Source organism: Mycobacterium sp. E796 (genome assembly GCF_001672815.1).
In the GTDB taxonomy this organism is placed as follows: domain Bacteria; phylum Actinomycetota; class Actinomycetes; order Mycobacteriales; family Mycobacteriaceae; genus Mycobacterium.
The window spans coordinates 32,322-53,030 of the sequence record NZ_LZKK01000211.1 but is presented as its reverse complement, the minus strand read 5'-3'; the positions used below and the strand labels follow the sequence as shown (position 1 = coordinate 53,030).

The window sequence follows — 20,709 nt, the reverse complement described above, 5'->3', positions numbered from 1 at the left end:
CGGTGGCGGCGGTGGCGGCGGAATCCCCGGGTTCGGCGGCACCGGCGGCGACGGGGGCGGTGCTTACGTCAACAGCTCGAGTGGGCAGGAATACCTGGGTGGCGGCGACGGCGGAACGGGGGGCAACCCCGGCGGTGTCCCCGACTTGATAAGCGGCACCGGCGGCGCTGCCGGGATCGGCGGGGGTGGCGGCCTCGGCGCTCCCCTGGTGTTGACTCCCGGCAACGCCACCGGCGGCGCCGGCGGCAACGGCGGCGGCTAGCGCCACCTGCGTTAGGAAGCACTGTGATCAGCGGTTCAGCGCCGAATTCTGTTGCGGATCAACGCCGTTTCGTCGCCACCCGCATCCCCACCACCCGGCAAACCATCACTGCGTCCGGGTTTTTGATGGTGCCGTTTCTGCTGTTTTCCGCGACTTTGATCCGTCCCCTGGCAGGGAGTCGTATCGTCGGGGAGATCCGATCCGTGCTGTTCGTGGCGCTTTTCGTCGTGGGCTTCTTGATTTACCGGCAACTGATGAGAAAGAAGGTTGTCATTTCCGTCGCGGCCGGTGGCCTGACCGTTGACCAGCGGCCGGGTGATGTTTTCTCATTCCGGGACGCCGAGTTGGGCCAATGGAGAGCCGGAAAGGGTGCACGGGTAGGCAGGGCATTTGTCCTCGGAGCGGGCCCGCAATGCTTTGTTCTCGGTGAAGCGGGGTCTCCCGCCAGCGGAATACCGGTCAATGGGCCGCAGTTGGATGTTCAAGATCTCGAAGCATGGATAAAGCCTCGAAGTTTGGACGAGCTTCTCGCCGTCGTCGATCATCAGACGGAATCTGGCCAGACGATCACGAGCGCTGCGCCCGGGACCAGGCGCCCGTACAACTGGTGGGTACTGCTGGTCGGTGTCCTGACCCTGCTGTTCATCGCCGGGGCGGGTCTTCACGAGCTAAGGCGAACTTGGTACCCGGCCTACCAGTACGGCGTTGGCACGCCCACCACAGCCATCATCGTTGGCTGCGACAAATCCAGCGCAAAGTTCCACTTGATTAGCTGCACGGGTACTTGGACCGTCAATGGACAAACCCAATCCGGCCTGATCGACAACGGGTTCGACAGAAACCTCGCCGCCGGATCATCACTCGCCGTGCACGTGAAAGACGGCACCGCGTATACGGCCCACTCGGTACGCACCGCGATCTTCTTGGTGGCCCTATTCGGATTACTCCTAATCGGGCTGTGCGCGTTGCTCATTCGGGGAGTGTGGAGCATCCGCAGGGCGCGGTAGTCGGCGTCCTGGCGCAAAGATCGATCCCGGTCAGCGAGACACGCCGGCCGCCAACAGGTCCAGCATGCGGCCCGTCTGTTCCGGCGAACCAGTGACCAAGAAGATGCCGATCAGGCTCGACACCACGTCGTCGGCATGCACGTCTTCGCGCAGGCCAACGTTAGCGCCCGCCCGCAACATCGTGTCCACGGCGCCGACGATGCTGTCCCGGGTCTGGCTGGGCTGCGTCGAGGTTTAGCCTGGCGTCGTAGTCGATGGCGGTCTGGACGGAGTGGTAACGGTCAGTAGGTCGGCAAGCCCGATGCGCTGATAGAACCACTGGCGGACGCGTTCGCCGACGCGAAAGACGTCTTCGGCGCCGTCATCTGCGGGATCGATGTAGATGCGGAACGGCCGCTTGCCTTTTGGAGCCGCGACGACGCGGACTATCTGGCGCGCAACCTCGACTGGATCAGCGTCCGCGGGCGCCAACTCCGCCAGCTTTTGGCCCACCGCGTCCATCAGCCCGCCGTAGCGCTCTTCGTAGGCGGCGGCGACGTGGGCGTCGTCTGGGTGGCCGGCATTGGCGAAATGGTTAGTGCCGCTGGTGAATGAGCCGGGCACGACGATCGTAGTCTCAATGCCGAACCTGTTCAGTTCTGCTGCATAGCTGACCGCCAGCGCGTCCTCGGCCGCTTTTGCAGCGAAGTAGGGCCCCAGGTAAGGCGGTGTGCCGCCGCGCGAACTTGTCGAGCCAACCCAGATCACCAAGCCGTCCCGTCGAGCACGCATCAGTGGCAGCACAGCACGATTAACCCGTTGCGTGGACAGCACATTGGCGTCGTAGACGTCGCCGAGCTGCTCAGGTGTAAATGCTTCCGAGGGGCCCAGCACCATGTGACCGGCGTTGTGGACAACCACGTCGATGTTGTCTTCGGCATCCAGAATCGTGGCGATGGCGCGATCGACCGATCCTTGACTGGACACGTCCATTTCAACTGGGCGAAGCACCACACCGTGTTCATCGCTGTAGGCGCGCGCGGCCTGGGCGGAAGCTTTGTTGCGTTGGTCGATCTGGCGCATGCCGGCGTAGACGCGGTGTTCGGCGTCGGCGAGGGCCCGCGCCGTCATGGCGCCAAAACCGCTGGAAGCTCCGCTGATCAGGATGACCTTATTATTCGCCACTAGACGACTCCCCCATTGACGTACACGACCTGGCCATTAATCCAGCGCGCCGGACCTGCCAGGAAGGCAACGACTTCGGCGATGTCGATGGGGTCGCCGAGGCGCTCCAACGGTGTCATTGACTTGAGGCGGTCGATAACCTCGGGCGGCTTGCCATCGAGAAACAGCGGAGTGGCAGTGGGTCCCGGCGCGACCGCATTCACGGTTACGTCACGGCCACGCATCTCCTTGGCCAGTATCAGCGTCATCGCGTCGACAGCACCCTTGGTGGCCGCATAGGCGGTATAACCAGTCAAAGCAATCTTGGTGACAGAAGACGAGAAGTTGACGATCGCTCCGCCGGACCGCACTCTGCGGGCTGCCCGCTGGTTGACGACAAAGGTGCCACGAACGTTGGTGCGGTGCATGCGGTCGAAGTCGTCGAGCGTCAGCTCGGTAAGCGGTGACAACAACATGATTCCGGCGGCATTCACCACCACATCGACACCACCGAGTTCAGCCTCAACCTGACCAAACATGGTGTCCACATCGACTTCGTCGGCCACGTCGCCCGAGATTGTCACCACATGAGCTCCAAGGCCCGCAACCGCTTCTGCTGTCTCGTTGCCCCGGTCCTGGCTGCCGGCATAGTGCACTGCCACCGCCATTCCCTCACGAGCTAGCCGCAGGGCGACTGCGCGGCCGATGCCGCCGGAAGCTCCAGTCACGATTGCAACCCTTTGACTCACGTATCTCTCCTGCCTCCACCGGGATGCGGGCGCATCTCGAGCATTGCTCTGCCGTCCGTCGCTTTACCCTGCCCAATACCGAAGATGATCAACCGATCCCGACCGTTGCCGACACCGGTAGCCGTGTCGCCAACCCACCGCGAAGTTCGAGCACACTTTCACGGGATGCGATGGAGAATGAAGTGGTCTGCCATTCGGCGCCGTTGTCCACGGTTGCAAAGCGGCACCAGCTTGAGCTGCGTATCCATGCGGTGATGATCTTTCGCTCCGTTCACCGTAGCTATCGCAGTGCAGCGTGCACCGATGCCTTGTGAGAGCAGGGCCGCCAATGATTGAGCCTGCTTGTCGCCGTCCTTCGTTGCCCTGTGTGGACGCGGTTTCCGATTCCTGGTCAGCGCCCACAACCACCACACTTGCGCGACATGTTCGCCTTTGACTGTCGCCACCTTGGGTGGACTTCCTCGGCTGGCTACATGCCTGCATCAACGCCCCCGTGAGTGACGATCCCGGCTATCGCAAGTAACCGGGCGAACCCAACCGCTGACTCGACCGGTTCAGACTGGCCGCCAATACATGTCAGCGGCAGGTTGAAGCCACGATCCTCGCGTCGACGTACTTTTGAACAGTCAAGCCATGAAAACTTCCTGCGGACCTTCCCTAAAACTCGACCACGCCGAAACCATCCCCGTCTTTCCACAAATGACTCGACTTTTTCACATTAGAACCGTGTGCTGACGCCCCTGGACGCAGTCACCCCGGCCACACAGTTCACTCGAGACTCATAATTCCTTTCCGCGCCCCTTAGCCACCCTTGAGCTTGGAAGGTCGTGGATCTGAAATCGCATTGGCGATGCCAGGCCGTCGGCGGGCTGTGAGGTTCCCAATTTCAATCGATTTTGTGATGGCGCATCCACATGGGCGACGGCCGGGTTAGTCTAATGATGCAGTCCCCCAGCGCTTTCGGACCCGATAGCACCGCTTTGTGTCAACGGGTCGAGGTGGCCCTATCGGCGAACGGGAATAGATCGCGGTGAGCCTTGTTGCCGGATGGATGACATTTCCTGTGCGCGTTGCCGTTCAGATTCAGCCCGCCGACACCCCTGACTACGCCACCTGGCGCCAGGCTGTCCTGAATGCCGAGGAGATCGGGGTGGACGTCATCTTCGGCTATGACCACTTCCATGCGCCGTTCATCGAGTCCATTGTTGACGCGAAGCCTGTGCTGGCTGAGGTGCAACCGGACGTGAATAACTTCGAGGGCTGGACCGCGCTGGCGTCCTGGGGCGAAATCACCACACGCGTCGAACTTGGTCTGCTGGTGGCGGGCATCGGGTACCGCAACCCGGATCTGCTCGCGGACATGGCCCGCACCGTCGACCACATCAGCGGCGGTCGGGTCATCCTTGGCGTGGGCGCTGGTTGGTATGAGAAGGATTACGCCACTTATGGTTTTGACTACGGAACGGTCAAATCGCGCGCCGACCTCTTTGATGAGGGGCTGCTGCGGATCGAGCGCCGCTTCGAGTTGTTGCAGCCGGCACCGCTGCGCAAGATCCCAATCCTGATCGGCGGTTCCGGTCCGAAGCGCACCTTGCCCGCCGTGGCACGTCATGCCGACATCTGGCATACCTTTCTGCCCATCGACTCTTACCTCGAGGCCAGTGCCCGCGTCGGCGAACTGGCCGCCGGACTCGGACGCGCCGACAGCGATATCGAGCGCTCGACGCTATGGACCGATCGGCGCTCGGCGGACACCTACCTTGCTGGTGGAGCCACGTTGTTTCATACGGAGGTCCGCGCGTTGCAGGGCAAGTACGATCTCACCACGGTGGAGAAGATGGTCGACTGGCGCGACACGAGGCGCTGACGTAACGCTCCTCCGCAGCAACGCATCTGCGGCTGTATAGCGCCATATTTTCCGTCAAGGCTCGTCAGCCGCCTACCGAATCCTCCGGCGCCTAGCCTTGAGCGACCGCGATCCCACCCAACTCGCTTGGGGTCGTCATGATGACGCGGTACGCCGCCTGGAAGGCTTTAGCTGGTTGCTGCCCGGCGGCGGCTAGGCCCGACTCGATTGCCTACCAATCGATCCGCATTGGCGAACGAGGAAGGTAATAAATCAGACGCGAGTCGCAGGTGCGCTCCGTGTTCGCAGATCGTCATGAGAACGCAGTGCCGCCGACACGTCGACCCCAGGGCCGCGACCGGATCCTTTGAGCCGGCGAGCTTCGTGACTGCGGCCGATTGGCGCGGTGGGGCAGATTACTTCGACACCTGCTCGGCCCCAGCGGAGATCGTCACCATGCTGGCGAACCCTACGAGCGCCGGCGAAATCGGCGAGTACGGCGGCTACCTAGCGCGGCTCACCCGACCTACAATAGCTATCTAGCGTAAAGCACAGTGTCGGAAGGATTCGCGTGCGGTCGCTACCTGGAGGCATCTGTGAAATTTGACAGTAGGCGCGACAAATACGCCTCCAGCGGACTGATCGAATCTTCGGCTTCTCTCGGCTGGCACGACATGCGGGTGGAGATACGACATCACGATTCTGGCGAGGTAGCACGCAGGGCGGTCCAGACCGATACAGAAGTGGCAATTGATCTCCATGGGCATACCGAGTCGATTGTTACCCGCCGTTCAGGTCGAACCTCCGAAGCGACCCGAAGTGAGCGAGGAATGATATGGATGTGCCCGGGCGGTGTGGTGGAGGACTTTGTTCACTTGTCGGCCCCCATGACGCGTCAGCTGCACATGTATTTGCCGAGCAGCTTGTTTTCTGCTGATGTCTTGGGTGAGCGGATCGGCCGTTTCTCTCCCGCCGACCTCCGCTATGCCACCGGATTCCATGATGTTCTAATCAGCGGTATCGGTGCGGGCATCGCTCAGGAATTATCGGCACCGACATCCTCGGGCGCTTTCTTGATCGAAACGCTCTCGGTTGCTCTCGCTATGCGGATATTACAGCGGCATATCTCCAGTGCTGCGGATCAGCGCAACGTCGGCCGAGGGCTTTCGCCGCGCCAAGAACGGCGAGCCAAGGAATTAATGGATGACGACCTTGGGGTGACGTTGGCGCAGATTGCAGCAGAATGTAATTTGTCTGTCACACATTTTGTCCGCTTATTTCGCCGATCGACGGGGATGTCACCACATCAATGGCTGGTCAAACGCAGAATTCAAAGAGCAATATCATTGCTCGCGACTACGGATGAGCCGATCGCTACTATCGCACTAATGTGCGGATTCTCGAGCCAAAGCCATCTGACTAGAGCATTCACATCGCAGCTGGGAATCTCGCCGGGCCGGTGGCGCAGGTCGCGTGGGGTCGGGGTCACCTTACGTTGATGCGCATCTCGCAGCTTCTGTGCCCTCGGGTAGGTCCTCGAACCCAGATAATGCTCCTGGGTTCGAGTCGATAAGCCCAATGCACCTCGGAGCCGAAGAATCGGATCAGTTATGACCACTGGGACGCGCCAGCTCGCTATGCCGCGGCGGGTTGCACGAGTTACGAGACGGGCGACGTCATGTCACTCCAGAGGTCGGCGGTCCCCGTCCGGTCGACGCCTTGCGTCGCAAGCATCCACCCGGGATATTCCGGTGGCAATTCGCTCACAGCATCAAGCCGGCAGATTTCCTCGTCGCTGAGTGTGACGTCGATGGCCGCGATGTTGTCTTTCAGCTGGCTGAGGCGCTTTGCGCCGACGATCACCGAGGTGACGACTGGCTTCGACAGCAGCCAGGCAAGCGCAATCCGTGCCGGGCTGCAATCGTGGGCCTCGGCGATCGGGCGGATCGCGTCGATGACGTCCCAGGTGCGTTCCTTATCGACGATCGGGAAGTCGAACGACGACCGGCGCGAGCCTTCAGGGGATTGGTTGTCGCGGCTGAATTTGCCCGAGAGCAGGCCACCGGCAAGGGGACTCCAAACGAGCAGGCCCATCTTTTCTGCCTCCAACAGCGGTCCCAGCTCGCGCTCCAAGTCGCGGCCGGCGATCGAGTAGTACGCCTGCAGGCTGTCAAAACTCGCGAGGTTGAGGCGTGCGGAAATGCCGAGCGCGGTGGCGATGCGCCACGCCTCCCAATTGGATACACCGACATAGCGCACCTTGCCCTGCCGTACCAAATCATCTAGTGCTCGCAGCGTCTCCTCGATGGGCGTTACCCTGTCAGTCGCGTGGATCTGGTACAGGTCGATGTGGTCAGTTTGAAGTCGCTTAAGGCTCGCCTCCACGCCATCCATGATGTGGCCCCGCGATGCGCCGACATCGTTTGGCCCATCGCCCATTCGGCTGTAGACCTTGGTCGCCAAGACATAATCGGTGCGGGCAAGATTGAGATTCTTGAATGACTGCCCGAGCGTTATCTCGCTCTGCCCCGCCGAATAGACATCGGCGGTATCGAAGAAATTGATACCCGCCTCGATGCACGCCCTCACGAGTTCGTCCGCACCCGCCTGGTCTACGTTGCCGATATGTCCGTAGATGCCGGCCTGTCCACCGAACGTCATCGTTCCCAATCCCAACTGCGACACTAACAGCCCGGTGTTGCCCAAAGTCTTGTATTTCATGCTGAGCTCCTCTTGAGGACGGGATAACTGATGACGACCGTTAGCCGAATTCTCGTTGGATTGGTGATTGATTCGCGTTACTCGCCGGGGCACCGAAGGCCTTTCGGACGGCCATGATGTCGAAGAATTCCTTCACGTCGAGGATCTTGTTGTCGCGCAACGTAAACAGCCCCAATTCCACCCGACGCTTATTACTGCGACTTCTTGGCGTGAGCATCCCCCCACTCCTCCATCGTGGTGCTGTCGCCATCAGACCGGCCAACGTCGTCCGGTACGGAGACACCCGGCTGAGCGAGCGCTGGTTTGAACGTGATGCACACTAGATCACACGAGGACCCTCTGATCTTCCGAAAATCGACCACGTTTTTCAGAAACGAACCACGCGGCCAGCGCTGAGTGCCTTTGGCTACCAGGGGACGCCCGGCGCCCCAATGTGAAGACAGTCACCTTCATATTTATCCGAAGGCACGCCGCCGTCAGATAGTCCCGAGTTGTTTCACCAAGACTTCGACGGAAAGCGATCGGTGGGGCCGCAAGATTCGTGATGTCCTGCGACGAGGGGGGCGCGAGCCGCCTCATGCCCCTGAGGAGTCTAGAAACCGGCTACACCAGCGATTTTCGGGTCACGCTGTTGCCCATCGTGGCTTGAGAGCGTCATCTGATCGCGCTCGGCTGCACATCATGAGATGGTGCTTGCCATCAGATAGTGTATGGTGACTGCAGAGGCTGCCGAAGTGGAAACCCCAAGGCACGGCCAAACCCGGTGCAGCCAGGCTGCCGAGACAATCAAGGAAGAGAATGGGTCAACACTTAACCGATCAACGCAATGCGGACTTTCTGTTGTCGGACTACGTGATTGTTGGGTCAGGTTCGGCTGGCTCAGTGATCGCCGAGCGGCTCAGCGCCGACGCTCGAAATCGGGTGGTCGTGATCGAGGCCGGCGGCAAGGACACCGACCGGCGCATCCACATGCCGGTTACCTGGATGCAGTTGTTTCGCAGCGAAGTTGACTGGGACTATCTGACCGAACCACAGGCGGGGCTTCACGGTCGTCGGATCCACTGGCCACGGGGTAAGACGCTGGGTGGATCGTCGTCGACCAACGCAATGATGTGGGTACGCGGTTTTGCTGCTGACTACGACGAATGGGCGCAGCATGCCGGCGATCAGTGGTCGTTCAGCAACGTTGTCAAGTATTTCGCCATGATCGAGAATGTCGCGGGGGCGCGTGAGTCCTACGAAGGCGTCGGCGGTCCGATGCACGTCAGCGAACAGCGCAGTGCCAGTCCCCTCACTGCCGCCTGGCTTTCAGCGGCTGAGCAATGCGGTTATTCAATAGAGCGGCCGAATTCGCCGCAGCCAAATGGCTTTAGCCAGACCGTCGTTACCCAGCATCGAGGTTCCAGGTGGAGCACCGCCGACGCCTACCTTCGACCAGCGCTGCGCCGCGAGAACCTCACGCTCGTCACCAATGCCACCGTAACCCGAGTGGTGATCACCGATGGACGGGCAGTCGGTGTCGAGTTCGTAAAAGATGGTCGAACCCAATTCGTCCGCGCCACCTGCGAGGTGGTCGTGTCGGCCGGCGCAGTGAATTCTCCACAGCTGCTAATGCTTTCCGGCATCGGCCCCGAGAAGCACCTGAGCCAGCTCGGGATCAAGACGATCCACCACGCCCCCCAGGTTGGACAAAACCTGCAGGATCACCTGATGGCAGTGCTCGGTTTCGACGTCCAGGCCAAGACATTGGCGCGAGCGGCGAGACCTATACAGGTCGTTAATTATCTGACGCGGCGCCGGGGCATGCTCACCTCACCGGCCGCCGAGGCCTACGGCTTCGTCCGCAGCGACCCACGCCTGTCATTGCCCGACCTAGAGCTGTTCTTCGGACCAGGGGCGTTCTTCGATGCCGGGCTGGGTGGGCTCGGCGAACCTTATCTGCACGACTCGGTCACCCTCGGAACGATTTTGCTGAAGCCACAAAGCGTAGGCCAGGTAACTTTGCGCTCATCCGACCCGACTTCAAAACCGATCATTGACCCGCGTTATCTGTCTGATAGTGGCGGAAAGGATCGTGAGGCGATATTGGAGGGTCTGCGGATCTGCTCGAAGATAACTGACGCACCCTCACTACGAGGGCTGCTCGGCAAACTGGTACGCCCGCTCGGCGCAAACGACACCTCCGAAATAGTCCTAGAACAGGCCCTCGACACCGAATCCCACAGCATCTACCACCCGGTCGGCACTTGCCGCATGGGCACCGATCCAGACAGTGTCGTCACGCCAGATTTAAAGGTGCGCGGTGTCCAGAGCCTGCGTGTCGCAGACGCCTCCGTGATGCCAACCATCATTCGAGGTCATACCAACGCCCCGAGCATCGTCATCGGGGCCAAAGCCGCAGACCTCATCACCTGTGCCCACCGGAGATGAGTACTCGGCACTCTGGGGCGACGCGGCACAGTACACCGGAGGCGGCCGTCGCGGGTCTCAGGTGGCAACAACTGTCTTCACGTTTGTAGGTTGAGTTGGCACCGCGTCGCAGGAACTACGGTCAGAACTGTCCGATCGCGCGCGGGCTTGATGTCGTTGGCGAACGGTGGACGTTGCTGATCCTGCGCGAGCTGGTCGGCGGAGCCCGCCGCTATAGCGACCTGCGCAACGCGCTGCCCGGCATTGCGACCAATCTTCTCGCTGACCGGCTCAAGGAATTACAAAAGGCCGGCCTCGTCGATCGCGCCGACCTGCCCGCCCCCATCGGGCGTGCCATATACACGCTTTCCGACATAGGGTGGCAACAGGCGGTGCCGATCTTGCAAAGCATCGCATGGTTCGGGCTGGATCGGCTGGATCCAATCGGGGACGGCCCGGCGTCTCCGTTGAACGGGTTCCTGGCCGGGATCCTGCTCGGATTCGACCCGGCCCGCGCGGCCGGCCTCAAGGCGACGTGTCGCATCGAGATCGACGGCCGCCGTTTTGAGTTCGCGGTGACGGAGGGGAGCCTCGGAGCGGCGCGCGGCGAGCCCGCGGTGAGTATCACCTCCACCGAAGCGGACCTGGTCAATGTCCGCCTGAGATCAGGCGGAGCCAAGCGCAAGGCGGCGCTGCGGCGCGTCACCTTCAACGGCGACCCTGAGGCCGTCGATGCGGTGCGTCAGGCGTTTGCGTTGTAGGCGGCGCCGTCGCTGCGCGCCTCGTTCGGCTTCCGTGGCCTTGCCCGGGCCAGCATCCGCGGAATCATATTGTGCTGGCTACTTTTTGAGTCAGACCGCCAGAAAGCATTCCGATTCCTGTTGCCAGCAGGATGATGACCGCCATCGCCACAGCGGATACCCCCGATAACTGGCTCATAGAACCCGCCGCGGCTGCGGTCCGAAGTAAACCGTCACGTCCAAGGCAAGATCAATTCGATCTCTTCCCCGATGCGGCAGGCTGTAGTCGATTTGCCGGTGGCGCTTTGCAACTACGGGGTTCGGCTGCGGAACGCTCGCTCACTCGGTACGCCTCTGCTATCAGATGGCACGCGCTATCTGATAGTGATAGCCTACAGGCGCGCCACCACAATGGATGGCGGCGCGAGTCGCGAAGTCAGATCACGCGGCCAGCGCTCGGGTTGTGGGGGGCGGCGCGCGTAGCTGGCGCTTAGGAAAACAACGACATTCCGGTGGGGGCAACAGCGATGACATCGCCACAAGTGAACGACAACATGATTGACATAGGTGGCGGTGTGCAGTTGCAAGTCGGTCAGGCAGGGGAAGGTGATCCGCTCATTTTGGTCTGCGGTACGTGCCAGGACTACCGGATGTGGAGCCCGCTGATGCCGGAATTGACCAAGGCTTACCGGGTTACCACGTACAACCATCGCGGAATTGGTGATTCCACACGAGGCACCGGCTGCGTCAGCACGGCCTCACTTGCCGATGATCTCGACGCCCTCATGACCGCGCTGGATATCGAACGCGCCCATGTGTTGGGTTGGTCGCTCGGGAGCGCGGTCGCTCAAAAGTTGGCCCTTGCCTACGGCGAACGCGTTGCCTCGCTCACATTGGTCGCGACGTGGGGCCGCACCGACGCATACCAAGCTGCCCTGGGTACCGGGCTGTCCCATCCATGGCGGACGGGCGACCGCAATGCCGCACTTACCGCCTTGTCTCTCGTCTTCTCGCACGAGTTACTGGGCTCCGGGGAATTCGCGCAGTTTCTTGCACCATTCGAGCCGTTGTTCCCTAGCACACAACAGCAAATGGCCACCGCCGCTGAGCAGTGGGACGCCGCCATGGCGCACGAAGCGCTCGATCGCCTTGGCGCCATCTCGACGCCGGCCCTGATCCTCGCTGGCGAACAAGATCTGCTTACCCCGGCCCGGCTAGGATACTCAGTAGCCGACGCAATTCCGGGCGCGTGCTACGCGCTATTAACCGGGCCCGGCTCCAGCCACGCCATGTTTCTCGAGCGCGCCGAGGAATTCACCTCGCTGGTGATTCAGTTCCTAGGCCATCACTCGCTGGCGGGCGCCTCATGCCAACCTCGCCCACCTGACCAGTCGAACGAAACGCCCAAGCCAGGTTACTAGTGATTGCACGGGGGTGGGTCGCCCGCGACCACGCCGGTAGACGAAGCCATCACATAGCTGCCGTGTCGGCCGACCCCGCTGTCGAGATAGACTCTGCCGCAGCACTATCGGTCGCTGGGAGCGCAGCCTGCGGAATGAATTGAAAGAACCAACTTCGATCACGCTTCCCGGCGGACCGGCAGCGCGCTCTCATATGATGTCGGTCGCTGTGAGATAGCTTTTTAGCATTCCGGTACGACTCTTCGAAACACCGTTTCGTTGGGACCGTCGTCCCTGTCGTCGCCGCTACGCCAAGGCTTCCATCAATTGGCCGCGACTGAAACTAGTTGCGCTGACAGGGAATCGAAGATATACATCACCGTCCTGACCACCTCCGCGCGCGTAGTCGTCGCAGGCTCTTGCAGCCAGCCACGCAAATACTCGTCGCCGGCAGCTACAACTCCAATACCGAGAAGAAGCCGCTTGCGTTTACGCACACCTGACGCCGCTGGTAGCAATTCGGCGACCAGCGCGCCAAGTCTCTGAAGGGCTTCTTGGCGGCGCTGTTGGCAAACAGGGCCGCCATTGAGGATTTCACGCAGATGAATCCGCGCGCGACGCGGATCACTTTCCAAAAGGCGAGCGATCGTGTCGATCATGGCCCGCGCACCCGCAGACGACCCCGAGGCCCTGTCGATAGCTGCGCGGCACGCTGCTATCTCATCCTCTATCAATCGGTCATAAACTGCGACTAGCAAGTCATCCAGGTCAGTGAAATTCTCAGACCAGTAGCGGTCGATCAATCCGGCCTCGCGCAGCACCGCTCGTATCGACGTGCCAGCGTAACCATAGTCTCCGAATAACTCGAAGCCGGCATCGATCAGCTTTGACCGGCGTTCCGCTACCCGCTCCGCCGCAGTCTTGCCGTCGTAATCCCTCATCGAGGCCCTTCTGCTGAGCGCTTGTCGCTGACCCCAACAGGGTAACCGCAGATAACTGCGTAACACCGAATCTGATGACGTAATCCTTAGTGTTGGGACTGTCATATTGGCTCTAGCACAGCCGTCGGACGCCCAGAGGCAAACCCCGGTCCCAGCAATGCCTCCTCCTGGGAAGTATCTGCCAAATCATCCGGCTCGCTCGACGCCAACCCAGCCGATGGGCGCATCTCAAGCAAGGGAACAGAACCTCTTTCGCTTAGCCCACATCCCAGGTGCCGACCGTCGTGCCTTGCCCGGATTGCGTCTCCACTCAGGCGAACCGGCTACCGTCGCTTCGACGGTAGCCCACACGCCGATCTCTTATCCGAGTGAAACGGACCGTCGCATAGCGAAAGCGGAAGGGAACTTATCTGGCGGTGGAATTCCTCTTCAGACAGGTCCGCTTGTGGGGCATTGGGTTTGGGCTCTGACCGTTATCCAATCTGTGTCAGGTGACGTTGTTTACCTTCGGCGAGTAGGTGCTTCGTCGATTGCCGGGCCGGCCTCTGGTGCCTGTGTGGGTAAGGATTGCGGAGAGTATATGATGGCATGTACCATCACATCTGGAATTGGCCACCTTCAATCGGCAGTGCCTGTCGAGCAACGCGCCGCCGCGTGCCCACGATGGCCAGCTCGATCGGGTTGTGGCCGGGGCCCGTTGGTGAGTCACCATGTGTTGCCGGATCGGAGCTTGATGACATCCCTGACAGACCACCATGGCAAGGGCCCAACATCCGCCGAGCTTGTTGCGCGTGCGGCGGCGTTGCAGCCGCTGTTGGCCGCCCATGCCGGTGAAGGTGAACTTCACCGTCGGCTTTCCGCCGAAGTGATCTCGGCCTTAGCCGACGCTGGATTATTCCGGCTGCTCAAGCCGCAGCGGTTTTGCGGATACGATCACGATCTGCAGACCTTTTTAACCATCACCGAAATTCTCGGCGAAGCCGACGGGTCAGCGGCGTGGCTCATTGGGGTGAGTGCGGTAGGCGCCTGGTTGACCGCACACGCAACCGGGCAGGCACAAGAAGAAGTGTTCGGGTCAGACCCAGATGCACGCATCGCTGGCTCATGGCACGATGTAGCAGGCCGCCGCGTCGACGGCGGGCTAATCGTCAGCGGCCGTTGGAGTTATACCTCCGGTGCTCTTCATGCCACCTGGGCCAACATCTCGGCAACCGTGGCCGACAACGATGCTCAGCGGACCGAGCAGTACATGTGTCTAGTGCCTGCCAAAGAGTTACAGGTGGACGACACGTGGCAGGTGATCGGCATGCGCGCCACTGGGAGCAACACTTGGGTGGGCGACGAGGTGTTCGTTCCCGAACATCGGTTGATTCCAATGACAGGGCTCGGCCCTGCCATCGACAACACCGCGTTGGCCGCCGTATACCGATTGCCCCTGATGCCGGTAGCAATGCTGGGGCTAGCGGGGCCCATGCTCGGGCTGGCCAACGCGGCACTGACGACCACGGTGCGCGCTGCGTCGAACAAGGCCATGCATCACACCGTGTTCGCGCGACAGAGCGATTCGGTAGGGGTGCACCTGCAGATCGGCCAGGCCGCGTTGGCGTTGCAAACCGCGCGGCTGCACGCGCACCATATTGCCCAGACTCTCGACCGCTTCACTACCCAGGCGACATCGCCGACATACGACCAGCGCGCCCAGATGCGAGCGGCGTTCGGCCACGCAGCACACCAGGCACTCAAGGCGATCGGCATCGCCATCAATATCCACGGCGCGGCGGCTTTCGCCGAATCGAACCCCCTTCAACGGTATTGGCGCGACGCCAACATCGCCGCCCGACATGCTGGGTTCAATCTAGCCGTCGGCTACGAGGTGCTCGGGAAATCCTTGCTAGGCGTCGAAGATCACATCAGTCCGACGATATGACGCAGGCGATCCCGCAATCGACTTTGAGAATCCGCAACAAAGTTTGAGAAGCTACAACAACAGCGGGAGTCACTACTGGGGCAGAGCTGGGCCAATGGAGGGCCGGGAAGGGTGCACGCGTGGGCAGGGCACGCCTGTCCTGGGAGCGGCCCCGCAGCGGGGCGGGTCTTCACGAGCTCGGGGGATATTGGCACCCGGCCTACCAGTACGGCGTTGGCACGCCCACCACAGCCATCATCGTTGGCTGCGACAAATCCAGCGCAAAGTTCCACTTGATTAGCTGCACGGGTACTTGGACCGTCAATGGACAAACCCAATCCGGCCTGATCGACAACGGGTTCGACAGAAACCTCGCCGCCGGATCATCACTCGCCGTGCACGTGAAAGACGGCACCGCGTATACGGCCCACTCGGTACGCACCGCGATCTTCTTGGTGGCCCTATTCGGATTACTCCTAATCGGGCTGTGCGCGTTGCTCATTCGGGGCATCTGGAGCATCCGCAGGGCGCGGTAGTCGGCGTCCTGGCGCAAAGATCGAGCCCGATTAGCGGGACACGCCCGCCAGCAACAGGTCCAACATGCGGGCCGTCTGCTCCGGCGAACCGCTGGCCAGAAAAATGCCGATGAGGCTGGACACGACGTCGTCGGCCGGCACGTCCGAGCGCAGGCTCCCGTCCTCGGCACCGGCGCGCAACAGCGTGTCGACGGCCCCCACGATGCGGTCGCGGGTCTGACTGGGTTCCATCGCGCCGGAATCGAAGATCGCGTGTAGCGACTCGGCCATCCCCCGCTTGGCGGCCACGAAGGCGGCGTATCGGTCCATCCAGCGTCGCAGGGCCTGCTCGGGCGGATGCCGTTTGAGCAGCCCTTCGGCGGCCGCGGCCACTTCGGCGAGCTCGGCGCGGTAAATCGCCTCGACGAGGGCCTCCCTGTTGGGGAAATGCCGGTACAGCGTGCCGATCCCGACGCCCGCGTCGCGCGCGATCGATTCGAGCGACACCGGCCGTCCGTCCGCGGTCGCGAACGCCGCGGTCGCCACCTCGAGCAGCTTTTCGCGATTCCGGCGGGCGTCGGACCGGGTGGACTCGACCAAAGCGGAGGTTCCTCCGGTTCTGCTAGGCTCGGACAAGCGGAGGGTCCTCCGCATTCCCATCAGTGTGGCATGAGGAGCACCATGACGGACAAACCCCAGCCCGGCGGCGTCGGCGACATCGGCAAGTCGACGGTCGCCCGCATCGGCTACGGCGCGATGCAACTGTTCGAGGCGGTCTCCGACGACGACGCGACCGCGGTGCTGCGCCGCGCGGTCGAACTCGGCGTCAACCACATCGACACCGCGTCGTTCTACGGCCCGGGCGAGGTGAACCGCCGGATCCGCGCGGCCCTGGCCCCCTACCCCGAAGACCTGGTCATCGTCAGCAAGGTCGGCGCGCGCTACACCGGCGAACAACCCATGCCCCTGACCGCGGCGCAGCGGCCCGCCGAGTTGCGCGCCGCCGTGGAGGACGACCTGCGCCAGCTGGGCCTGGATTGCGTCCCGGTGGTCAACCTGCGGCGCATGGACCTCGGGCCTGCTGCGGCCGCCGGGGGCGACCAGGACGTCGACCTCGATGACCAGCTCGCCGAGATGATCGCGCTGCGCGACGAGGGCAAGATCGGTGCGATCGGCATCAGCAGCGTGCCGCTCGACGTGGTGCGCCGGGCCCTGCCCGCGGGCATCGTCTGCGTGCAGAACGCCTACAGCCTCCTCGACCGCTCGCAGGAGGACACCCTCGACCTGTGCAAGGCGGAGGGCATCGCGTGGGTGCCGTACTTCCCGTTGGGGTCGGCGTTCCCGGGCTTCCCCAAGGTCACCGACCACCCGGTGGTGGTCGAGGTCGCCGGCGAAATCGGCGCTACGCCAGCTCAAATCGGGCTGGCATGGCTGCTGGCCCACTCCCCCAACACATTGCTCATTGCCGGGACGCGATCGGTGGCACACCTCGAGGAGAACCTCGGCGCCGGCGACGTCACCCTGGGTGCCGACGTACTCGCGCGGCTCGAGGCGCGGCCCGGCGGGTAACGTCGCTGCCGTGGGCAGCGTCGAACCGGTCCGGCCGCCGTGGTGGCTGAAGCCGGCAAACAAGCTCTTCATCCGGATGTCGCGGCTGGGAATGAGTTTCGGGGGTGAGAGCCCCGTCGTGCTGACGGTGAAAGGGCGCAAGTCCGGCCGCGACCGGTCGACACCGGTGACCCCGATGACGGTCGACGGGCACGAGTTCGTCGTCGCCGGATTTCCCGGGGCCGACTGGGTCGCCAACGCGCGCGCCGCCGGGCAGGCGACGGTGGCCCGCGGGCGGCGCCTCCAAAAGGTGCGGATGGTGGAGTTGTCGCCCGACGACGCGCGGCCGATCCTGCGCGCCTTCCCGACCGAGGTGCCCACGGGCGTCGGCTTCATGAAACGGGCGGGACTTGTGATCGACGGTCGCCCCGAGGAATTCGAAGCCCTGGCCGGCCGGTGCGCGGTGTTCCGACTGGACCCGGTGTAGTCGCGATGCGGCGTGTGCTGTTGGTGGTGACGCTGCTGGTGGCCGCGTTGGGCGTGGCCCCGGCGCGGTCGTTCGCCGCGACGGGCTGCGCGCCCGGCGGCGACCCACCCCCGTCCGGCGCCGCACAACGCAAGGTCAGCGATCTCGACTGGGACGGCCAGCCGGACACGTTGTGGGTAGGGCAGTTTCGCGACGGCGGCCGCACCGCCCGAGTCGCCGGCGTCACGACGGCGAGCGGCGCGAACTCCGGCGTAGAGATCGCCTCGGCGAGCCCAATCCCGTTGAGCGCCTTGGCGATCGACGCACAACAAGACGGGCAGCACCAGATCATCGTCAGCGACGGGCGCAGCGCGCGCCTCTACGTGTTCGCCGACTGCCGACTGCAGGCCGCCGCCGACAACCAGGGCGCGCCGTTTCTGTTCGACCTGGCGAACCTGCGCGGCAACGGCACCGGAATCGGCTGCAGCGACCTCGGCCCACCGTCGCCCGGCCGGCACCTGGTCGGGCTGCAGGCCTTGAACCAGGACGGCCAGTGGTCGGTGCGCCGCACCGAGATCAACCTCAACGGCACGCTGGCTACCATCGGGAAGTCCGACACCGTGGCGGCCACGTCCGCGCAGGACCCCGCGGTGATCTCGGCGCAGACCATCAGCTGCGGCGACCTCACCATCAGCAAGGACGGAGTTCAACAGCCTTGAGTGACAACCCATTTGACGCGCAGGCCTGGCGACCCGTCGACGGATTCGACGATCTGACCGACATCACCTACCACCGTCACGTCACCGACGCGACCGTGCGGGTGGCGTTCAACCGCCCCGAGGTGCGTAACGCGTTCCGGCCGCACACCGTCGACGAGCTGTACCGGGCGCTCGACCACGCGCGCATGTCCCCCGACGTGGGCGTGGTGCTGCTGACCGGCAACGGCCCGTCGCCCAAGGACGGCGGCTGGGCGTTCTGCTCCGGCGGCGATCAGCGCATCCGTGGCCGGTCGGGCTATCAATACGCGAGCGGGGAGACCGCCGACACCGTCGACGCCGCCCGCGCCGGTCGGTTGCACATCCTCGAGGTGCAGCGGCTCATCCGGTTCATGCCCAAGGTGGTCATCTGCTTGGTCAACGGGTGGGCCGCCGGGGGCGGGCACAGCCTGCACGTGGTCTGCGACCTCACCCTGGCCAGCCGCGAGCACGCGCGCTTCAAACAGACCGACGCCGACGTCGGCAGCTTCGACGGCGGCTACGGCAGCGCGTATCTGGCCCGTCAGATCGGCCAGAAGTTCGCCCGCGAGATCTTCTTCCTGGGCCGGCCCTACACCGCCGAGCAGATGCACCACATGGGTGCGGTCAACGAGGTCGTCGACCATGTCGACCTCGAACGCACCGGCATCCAGTGGGCGGCCGAGATCAACGCGAAATCCCCTCAGGCGCAACGGATGCTGAAGTTCGCGTTCAACCTGCTCGACGACGGGCTGGTGGGCCAGCAGCTGTTCGCCGGCGAGGCCACCCGGCTGGCGTACATGACCGACGAGGCCGTGGAGGGCCGCGACGCGTTCCTGGAGAAGAGGCCGCCGGACTGGAGCGCCTTCCCGCGCTACTTCTAGGCGGCCTCGGGCCGCCGCCTAGACTCCGCACGTGAGCAAGAGTCCCCTCAGCAGATTCAGAGACCAGCTGGTGCTGGCGACCATGCGACCGCCCGCTTCGCCGCAGATACTGGTCAACCGGCCCGCGATCAAGCCGGTCGAACTCGACGGCAAGCGGATCCTGCTGACCGGGGCGTCGTCGGGCATCGGCGAGGCAGGTGCCGAACAGCTGGCTCACGCCGGCGCGACCGTGGTCGTCGTCGCCCGCCGCGGCGACCTGCTCGAGGCGCTGGCGGACCGCATCGCGAAGTCCGGCGGTAGCGCGATACCGATCCCCTGTGACATCTCGGACCTGGACGCGGTCGACGCGCTGGTGGCCGACGTCGAAAGGCGCCTCGGCGGCGTCGACATCCTGATCAACAACGCCGGCCGGTCGATCCGCCGGCCCCTGGCCGAGTCGCTGGAACGCTGGCACGATGTGGAGCGGACCATGCTGCTCAACTACTACGCGCCGCTGCGGCTGATTCGCGGGTTCGCTCCCTCGATGCTCGAGCGCGGCGACGGCCACATCATCAACGTCTCGACGTGGGGGGTCCTGTCGGAGGCGTCGCCGCTGTTTTCGGTCTACAACGCCTCCAAGGCCGCGCTGTCGACGGTGAGCCGGGTCGTCGAAACCGAGTGGGGCCGAAGGGGCGTCCATTCCACGACGCTGTACTACCCGCTGGTCGCCACCCCGATGATCGCGCCGACCAAGGCCTACGACGGGATGCCCGCGCTCACGTCCCAGGAGGCCGCCGAGTGGATGGTCACCGCGGCCCGCACCCGCCCGGTGCGGATCGCGCCGCGCATGGCGATCGCCGCCAAGGCGCTGGACACCTTCGGCCCCCGCTGGGTCAACACGCTCATGCAGCGCCAGAGCATCCAGCCCAACCGTGAAGCCTGACGTGATAGACACGAGGCTATGGAGATCCTGGCCAGCCGGATGCTGCTCCGGCCGGCGGACTATCAGCGGTCGCTGAGCTTCTACCGCGACGAGATCGGCCTGGCGATAGCCCGCGAATATGGCGCGGGGACGGTGTTTTTCGCGGGGCAGTCGCTGCTGGAGCTGGCCGGTTACGGCTCGCCGGACCATTCCCGCGGCCCGTTCCCCGGCGCGCTGTGGCTGCAGGTCCGCGACGTGGCGGCGACGCAGGCCGAGCTGGAAGGCCGCGGGGTTCCGATCGCCCGCGAGGCGCGGCGCGAGCCGTGGGGTTTGCGAGAGATGCACGTGACCGATCCGGACGGGATCACGTTGATCTTCGTCGAGGTCCCCGGCGACCATCCGCTGCGCCGCGATACCCGCGGCGACTGAGGGGGAACGGCCGGTTAACTAACGGCTAACATCAGAAGACAAGTCAAGGTACACCTGCGTTTCTGCCATCCCTGGGTTCGACAATTTAATCCCCCTACTACGAGAATC

21 protein-coding genes and 2 pseudogenes are annotated in these 20,709 nt (G+C 63.3%); 16 read left to right on the top strand and 7 right to left on the bottom strand.

The window, feature by feature from the left end:
- Positions 1-262 (top strand): annotated as a pseudogene (locus tag A5706_RS33680) (hypothetical protein); the annotation flags it as partial.
- Between the two features lie 23 nt (positions 263-285).
- The gene (locus A5706_RS15685) at positions 286-1,269 is read left to right on the top strand and encodes a hypothetical protein (RefSeq protein ID WP_156767149.1); all 984 of its coding nucleotides are present in this window, start codon (positions 286-288) and stop codon (positions 1,267-1,269) included.
- A gap of 30 nt (positions 1,270-1,299) precedes the next feature.
- Here A5706_RS15685 and A5706_RS15680 read toward each other — a convergent pair.
- The 3 genes and pseudogenes from A5706_RS15680 to A5706_RS15670 form a co-directional block, all read right to left on the bottom strand.
- A pseudogene (locus A5706_RS15680) lies at positions 1,300-1,491 on the bottom strand (TetR/AcrR family transcriptional regulator); the annotation flags it as partial.
- Positions 1,492-1,503: 12 nt separating this feature from the next.
- Positions 1,504-2,433 (bottom strand): SDR family NAD(P)-dependent oxidoreductase, encoded by a 930-nt coding sequence (locus A5706_RS15675; protein WP_082964413.1) that lies wholly within the window; start codon positions 2,431-2,433, stop codon positions 1,504-1,506.
- Positions 2,433-3,161, bottom strand: a complete 729-nt coding sequence (locus A5706_RS15670; protein WP_068132176.1) for an SDR family oxidoreductase — start codon at positions 3,159-3,161, stop codon at positions 2,433-2,435. The genes A5706_RS15675 and A5706_RS15670 overlap by 1 nt, the downstream gene beginning before the upstream one ends.
- A 23-nt stretch (positions 3,162-3,184) precedes the next feature.
- On the opposite strand from A5706_RS15670, the gene A5706_RS33075 reads away from it, so the two are divergent.
- The 3 genes from A5706_RS33075 to A5706_RS32305 all read left to right on the top strand — a co-directional run bounded on the left by A5706_RS33075 (position 3,185) and on the right by A5706_RS32305 (position 6,506).
- Positions 3,185-3,475: a hypothetical protein gene (locus A5706_RS33075; RefSeq protein ID WP_156767148.1), complete on the top strand. Its 291-nt coding sequence runs from the start codon at positions 3,185-3,187 to the stop codon at positions 3,473-3,475.
- Between the two features lie 737 nt (positions 3,476-4,212).
- A complete protein-coding gene (locus A5706_RS15665; RefSeq protein ID WP_068132173.1) occupies positions 4,213-5,028 on the top strand; it encodes an LLM class F420-dependent oxidoreductase in 816 nt (271 codons plus the stop codon).
- Positions 5,029-5,603: 575 nt separating this feature from the next.
- The gene (locus tag A5706_RS32305; protein ID WP_156767147.1) at positions 5,604-6,506 is read left to right on the top strand and encodes an AraC family transcriptional regulator; all 903 of its coding nucleotides are present in this window, start codon (positions 5,604-5,606) and stop codon (positions 6,504-6,506) included.
- 160 nt (positions 6,507-6,666) lie between these two features.
- Here A5706_RS32305 and A5706_RS15655 read toward each other — a convergent pair whose 3' ends face one another.
- Positions 6,667-7,728, bottom strand: a complete 1,062-nt coding sequence (locus tag A5706_RS15655; RefSeq protein WP_068132170.1) for an aldo/keto reductase — start codon at positions 7,726-7,728, stop codon at positions 6,667-6,669.
- 40 nt (positions 7,729-7,768) lie between these two features.
- Positions 7,769-7,909, bottom strand: coding sequence for a hypothetical protein (locus A5706_RS33070; protein WP_156767146.1), 141 nt, complete (start codon positions 7,907-7,909; stop codon positions 7,769-7,771).
- 617 nt (positions 7,910-8,526) lie between these two features.
- On the opposite strand from A5706_RS33070, the gene A5706_RS15650 reads away from it, so the two are divergent.
- From A5706_RS15650 to A5706_RS15640, 3 genes are all read left to right on the top strand, one after another.
- Positions 8,527-10,158, top strand: coding sequence for a GMC family oxidoreductase (locus A5706_RS15650; RefSeq protein ID WP_068132168.1), 1,632 nt, complete (start codon positions 8,527-8,529; stop codon positions 10,156-10,158).
- 95 nt (positions 10,159-10,253) lie between these two features.
- Positions 10,254-10,898, top strand: coding sequence for a helix-turn-helix domain-containing protein (locus tag A5706_RS15645; RefSeq protein WP_068132167.1), 645 nt, complete (start codon positions 10,254-10,256; stop codon positions 10,896-10,898).
- Positions 10,899-11,419: 521 nt separating this feature from the next.
- Complete coding sequence (locus tag A5706_RS15640) at positions 11,420-12,298, top strand: alpha/beta fold hydrolase (protein WP_231985310.1); 879 nt, start codon at positions 11,420-11,422, stop codon at positions 12,296-12,298.
- 302 nt (positions 12,299-12,600) lie between these two features.
- Here A5706_RS15640 and A5706_RS15635 read toward each other — a convergent pair whose 3' ends face one another.
- The gene (locus tag A5706_RS15635) at positions 12,601-13,218 is read right to left on the bottom strand and encodes a TetR/AcrR family transcriptional regulator (protein WP_068132163.1); all 618 of its coding nucleotides are present in this window, start codon (positions 13,216-13,218) and stop codon (positions 12,601-12,603) included.
- A gap of 733 nt (positions 13,219-13,951) precedes the next feature.
- Here A5706_RS15635 and A5706_RS15630 point away from each other — a divergent pair.
- Positions 13,952-15,145, top strand: coding sequence for an acyl-CoA dehydrogenase family protein (locus tag A5706_RS15630; protein ID WP_068132162.1), 1,194 nt, complete (start codon positions 13,952-13,954; stop codon positions 15,143-15,145).
- 119 nt (positions 15,146-15,264) lie between these two features.
- Complete coding sequence (locus A5706_RS33065) at positions 15,265-15,660, top strand: hypothetical protein (RefSeq protein ID WP_156767145.1); 396 nt, start codon at positions 15,265-15,267, stop codon at positions 15,658-15,660.
- Between the two features lie 30 nt (positions 15,661-15,690).
- Here the strand turns inward: A5706_RS33065 and A5706_RS15625 are convergent, their stop codons facing one another.
- Complete coding sequence (locus A5706_RS15625) at positions 15,691-16,239, bottom strand: TetR/AcrR family transcriptional regulator (protein ID WP_068132159.1); 549 nt, start codon at positions 16,237-16,239, stop codon at positions 15,691-15,693.
- 81 nt (positions 16,240-16,320) lie between these two features.
- Here A5706_RS15625 and A5706_RS15620 point away from each other — a divergent pair, with 81 nt between their 5' ends.
- Genes A5706_RS15620 through A5706_RS15595 form a run of 6 tightly spaced genes read left to right on the top strand, consistent with a single transcriptional unit; the run spans position 16,321 to position 20,601 of the window.
- Complete coding sequence (locus tag A5706_RS15620) at positions 16,321-17,208, top strand: aldo/keto reductase (RefSeq protein ID WP_068132157.1); 888 nt, start codon at positions 16,321-16,323, stop codon at positions 17,206-17,208.
- A 10-nt stretch (positions 17,209-17,218) separates the two neighbouring features.
- Positions 17,219-17,674 carry a nitroreductase family deazaflavin-dependent oxidoreductase gene (locus A5706_RS15615; protein ID WP_068132196.1) on the top strand — a complete coding sequence of 152 codons (456 nt, stop codon included), beginning with the start codon at positions 17,219-17,221 and terminating at the stop codon, positions 17,672-17,674.
- Positions 17,675-17,679: 5 nt separating this feature from the next.
- Positions 17,680-18,372, top strand: a complete 693-nt coding sequence (locus tag A5706_RS15610) for a hypothetical protein (RefSeq protein WP_068132156.1) — start codon at positions 17,680-17,682, stop codon at positions 18,370-18,372.
- Positions 18,369-19,271, top strand: a complete 903-nt coding sequence (locus A5706_RS15605) for a 1,4-dihydroxy-2-naphthoyl-CoA synthase (protein WP_068132153.1) — start codon at positions 18,369-18,371, stop codon at positions 19,269-19,271. The genes A5706_RS15610 and A5706_RS15605 overlap by 4 nt, the downstream gene beginning before the upstream one ends.
- Before the next feature lie 31 nt (positions 19,272-19,302).
- Complete coding sequence (locus A5706_RS15600; RefSeq protein ID WP_068132151.1) at positions 19,303-20,193, top strand: SDR family oxidoreductase; 891 nt, start codon at positions 19,303-19,305, stop codon at positions 20,191-20,193.
- 18 nt (positions 20,194-20,211) lie between these two features.
- Positions 20,212-20,601: a VOC family protein gene (locus A5706_RS15595; protein WP_068109545.1), complete on the top strand. Its 390-nt coding sequence runs from the start codon at positions 20,212-20,214 to the stop codon at positions 20,599-20,601.
- Positions 20,602-20,709: the final 108 nt, after the last annotated feature.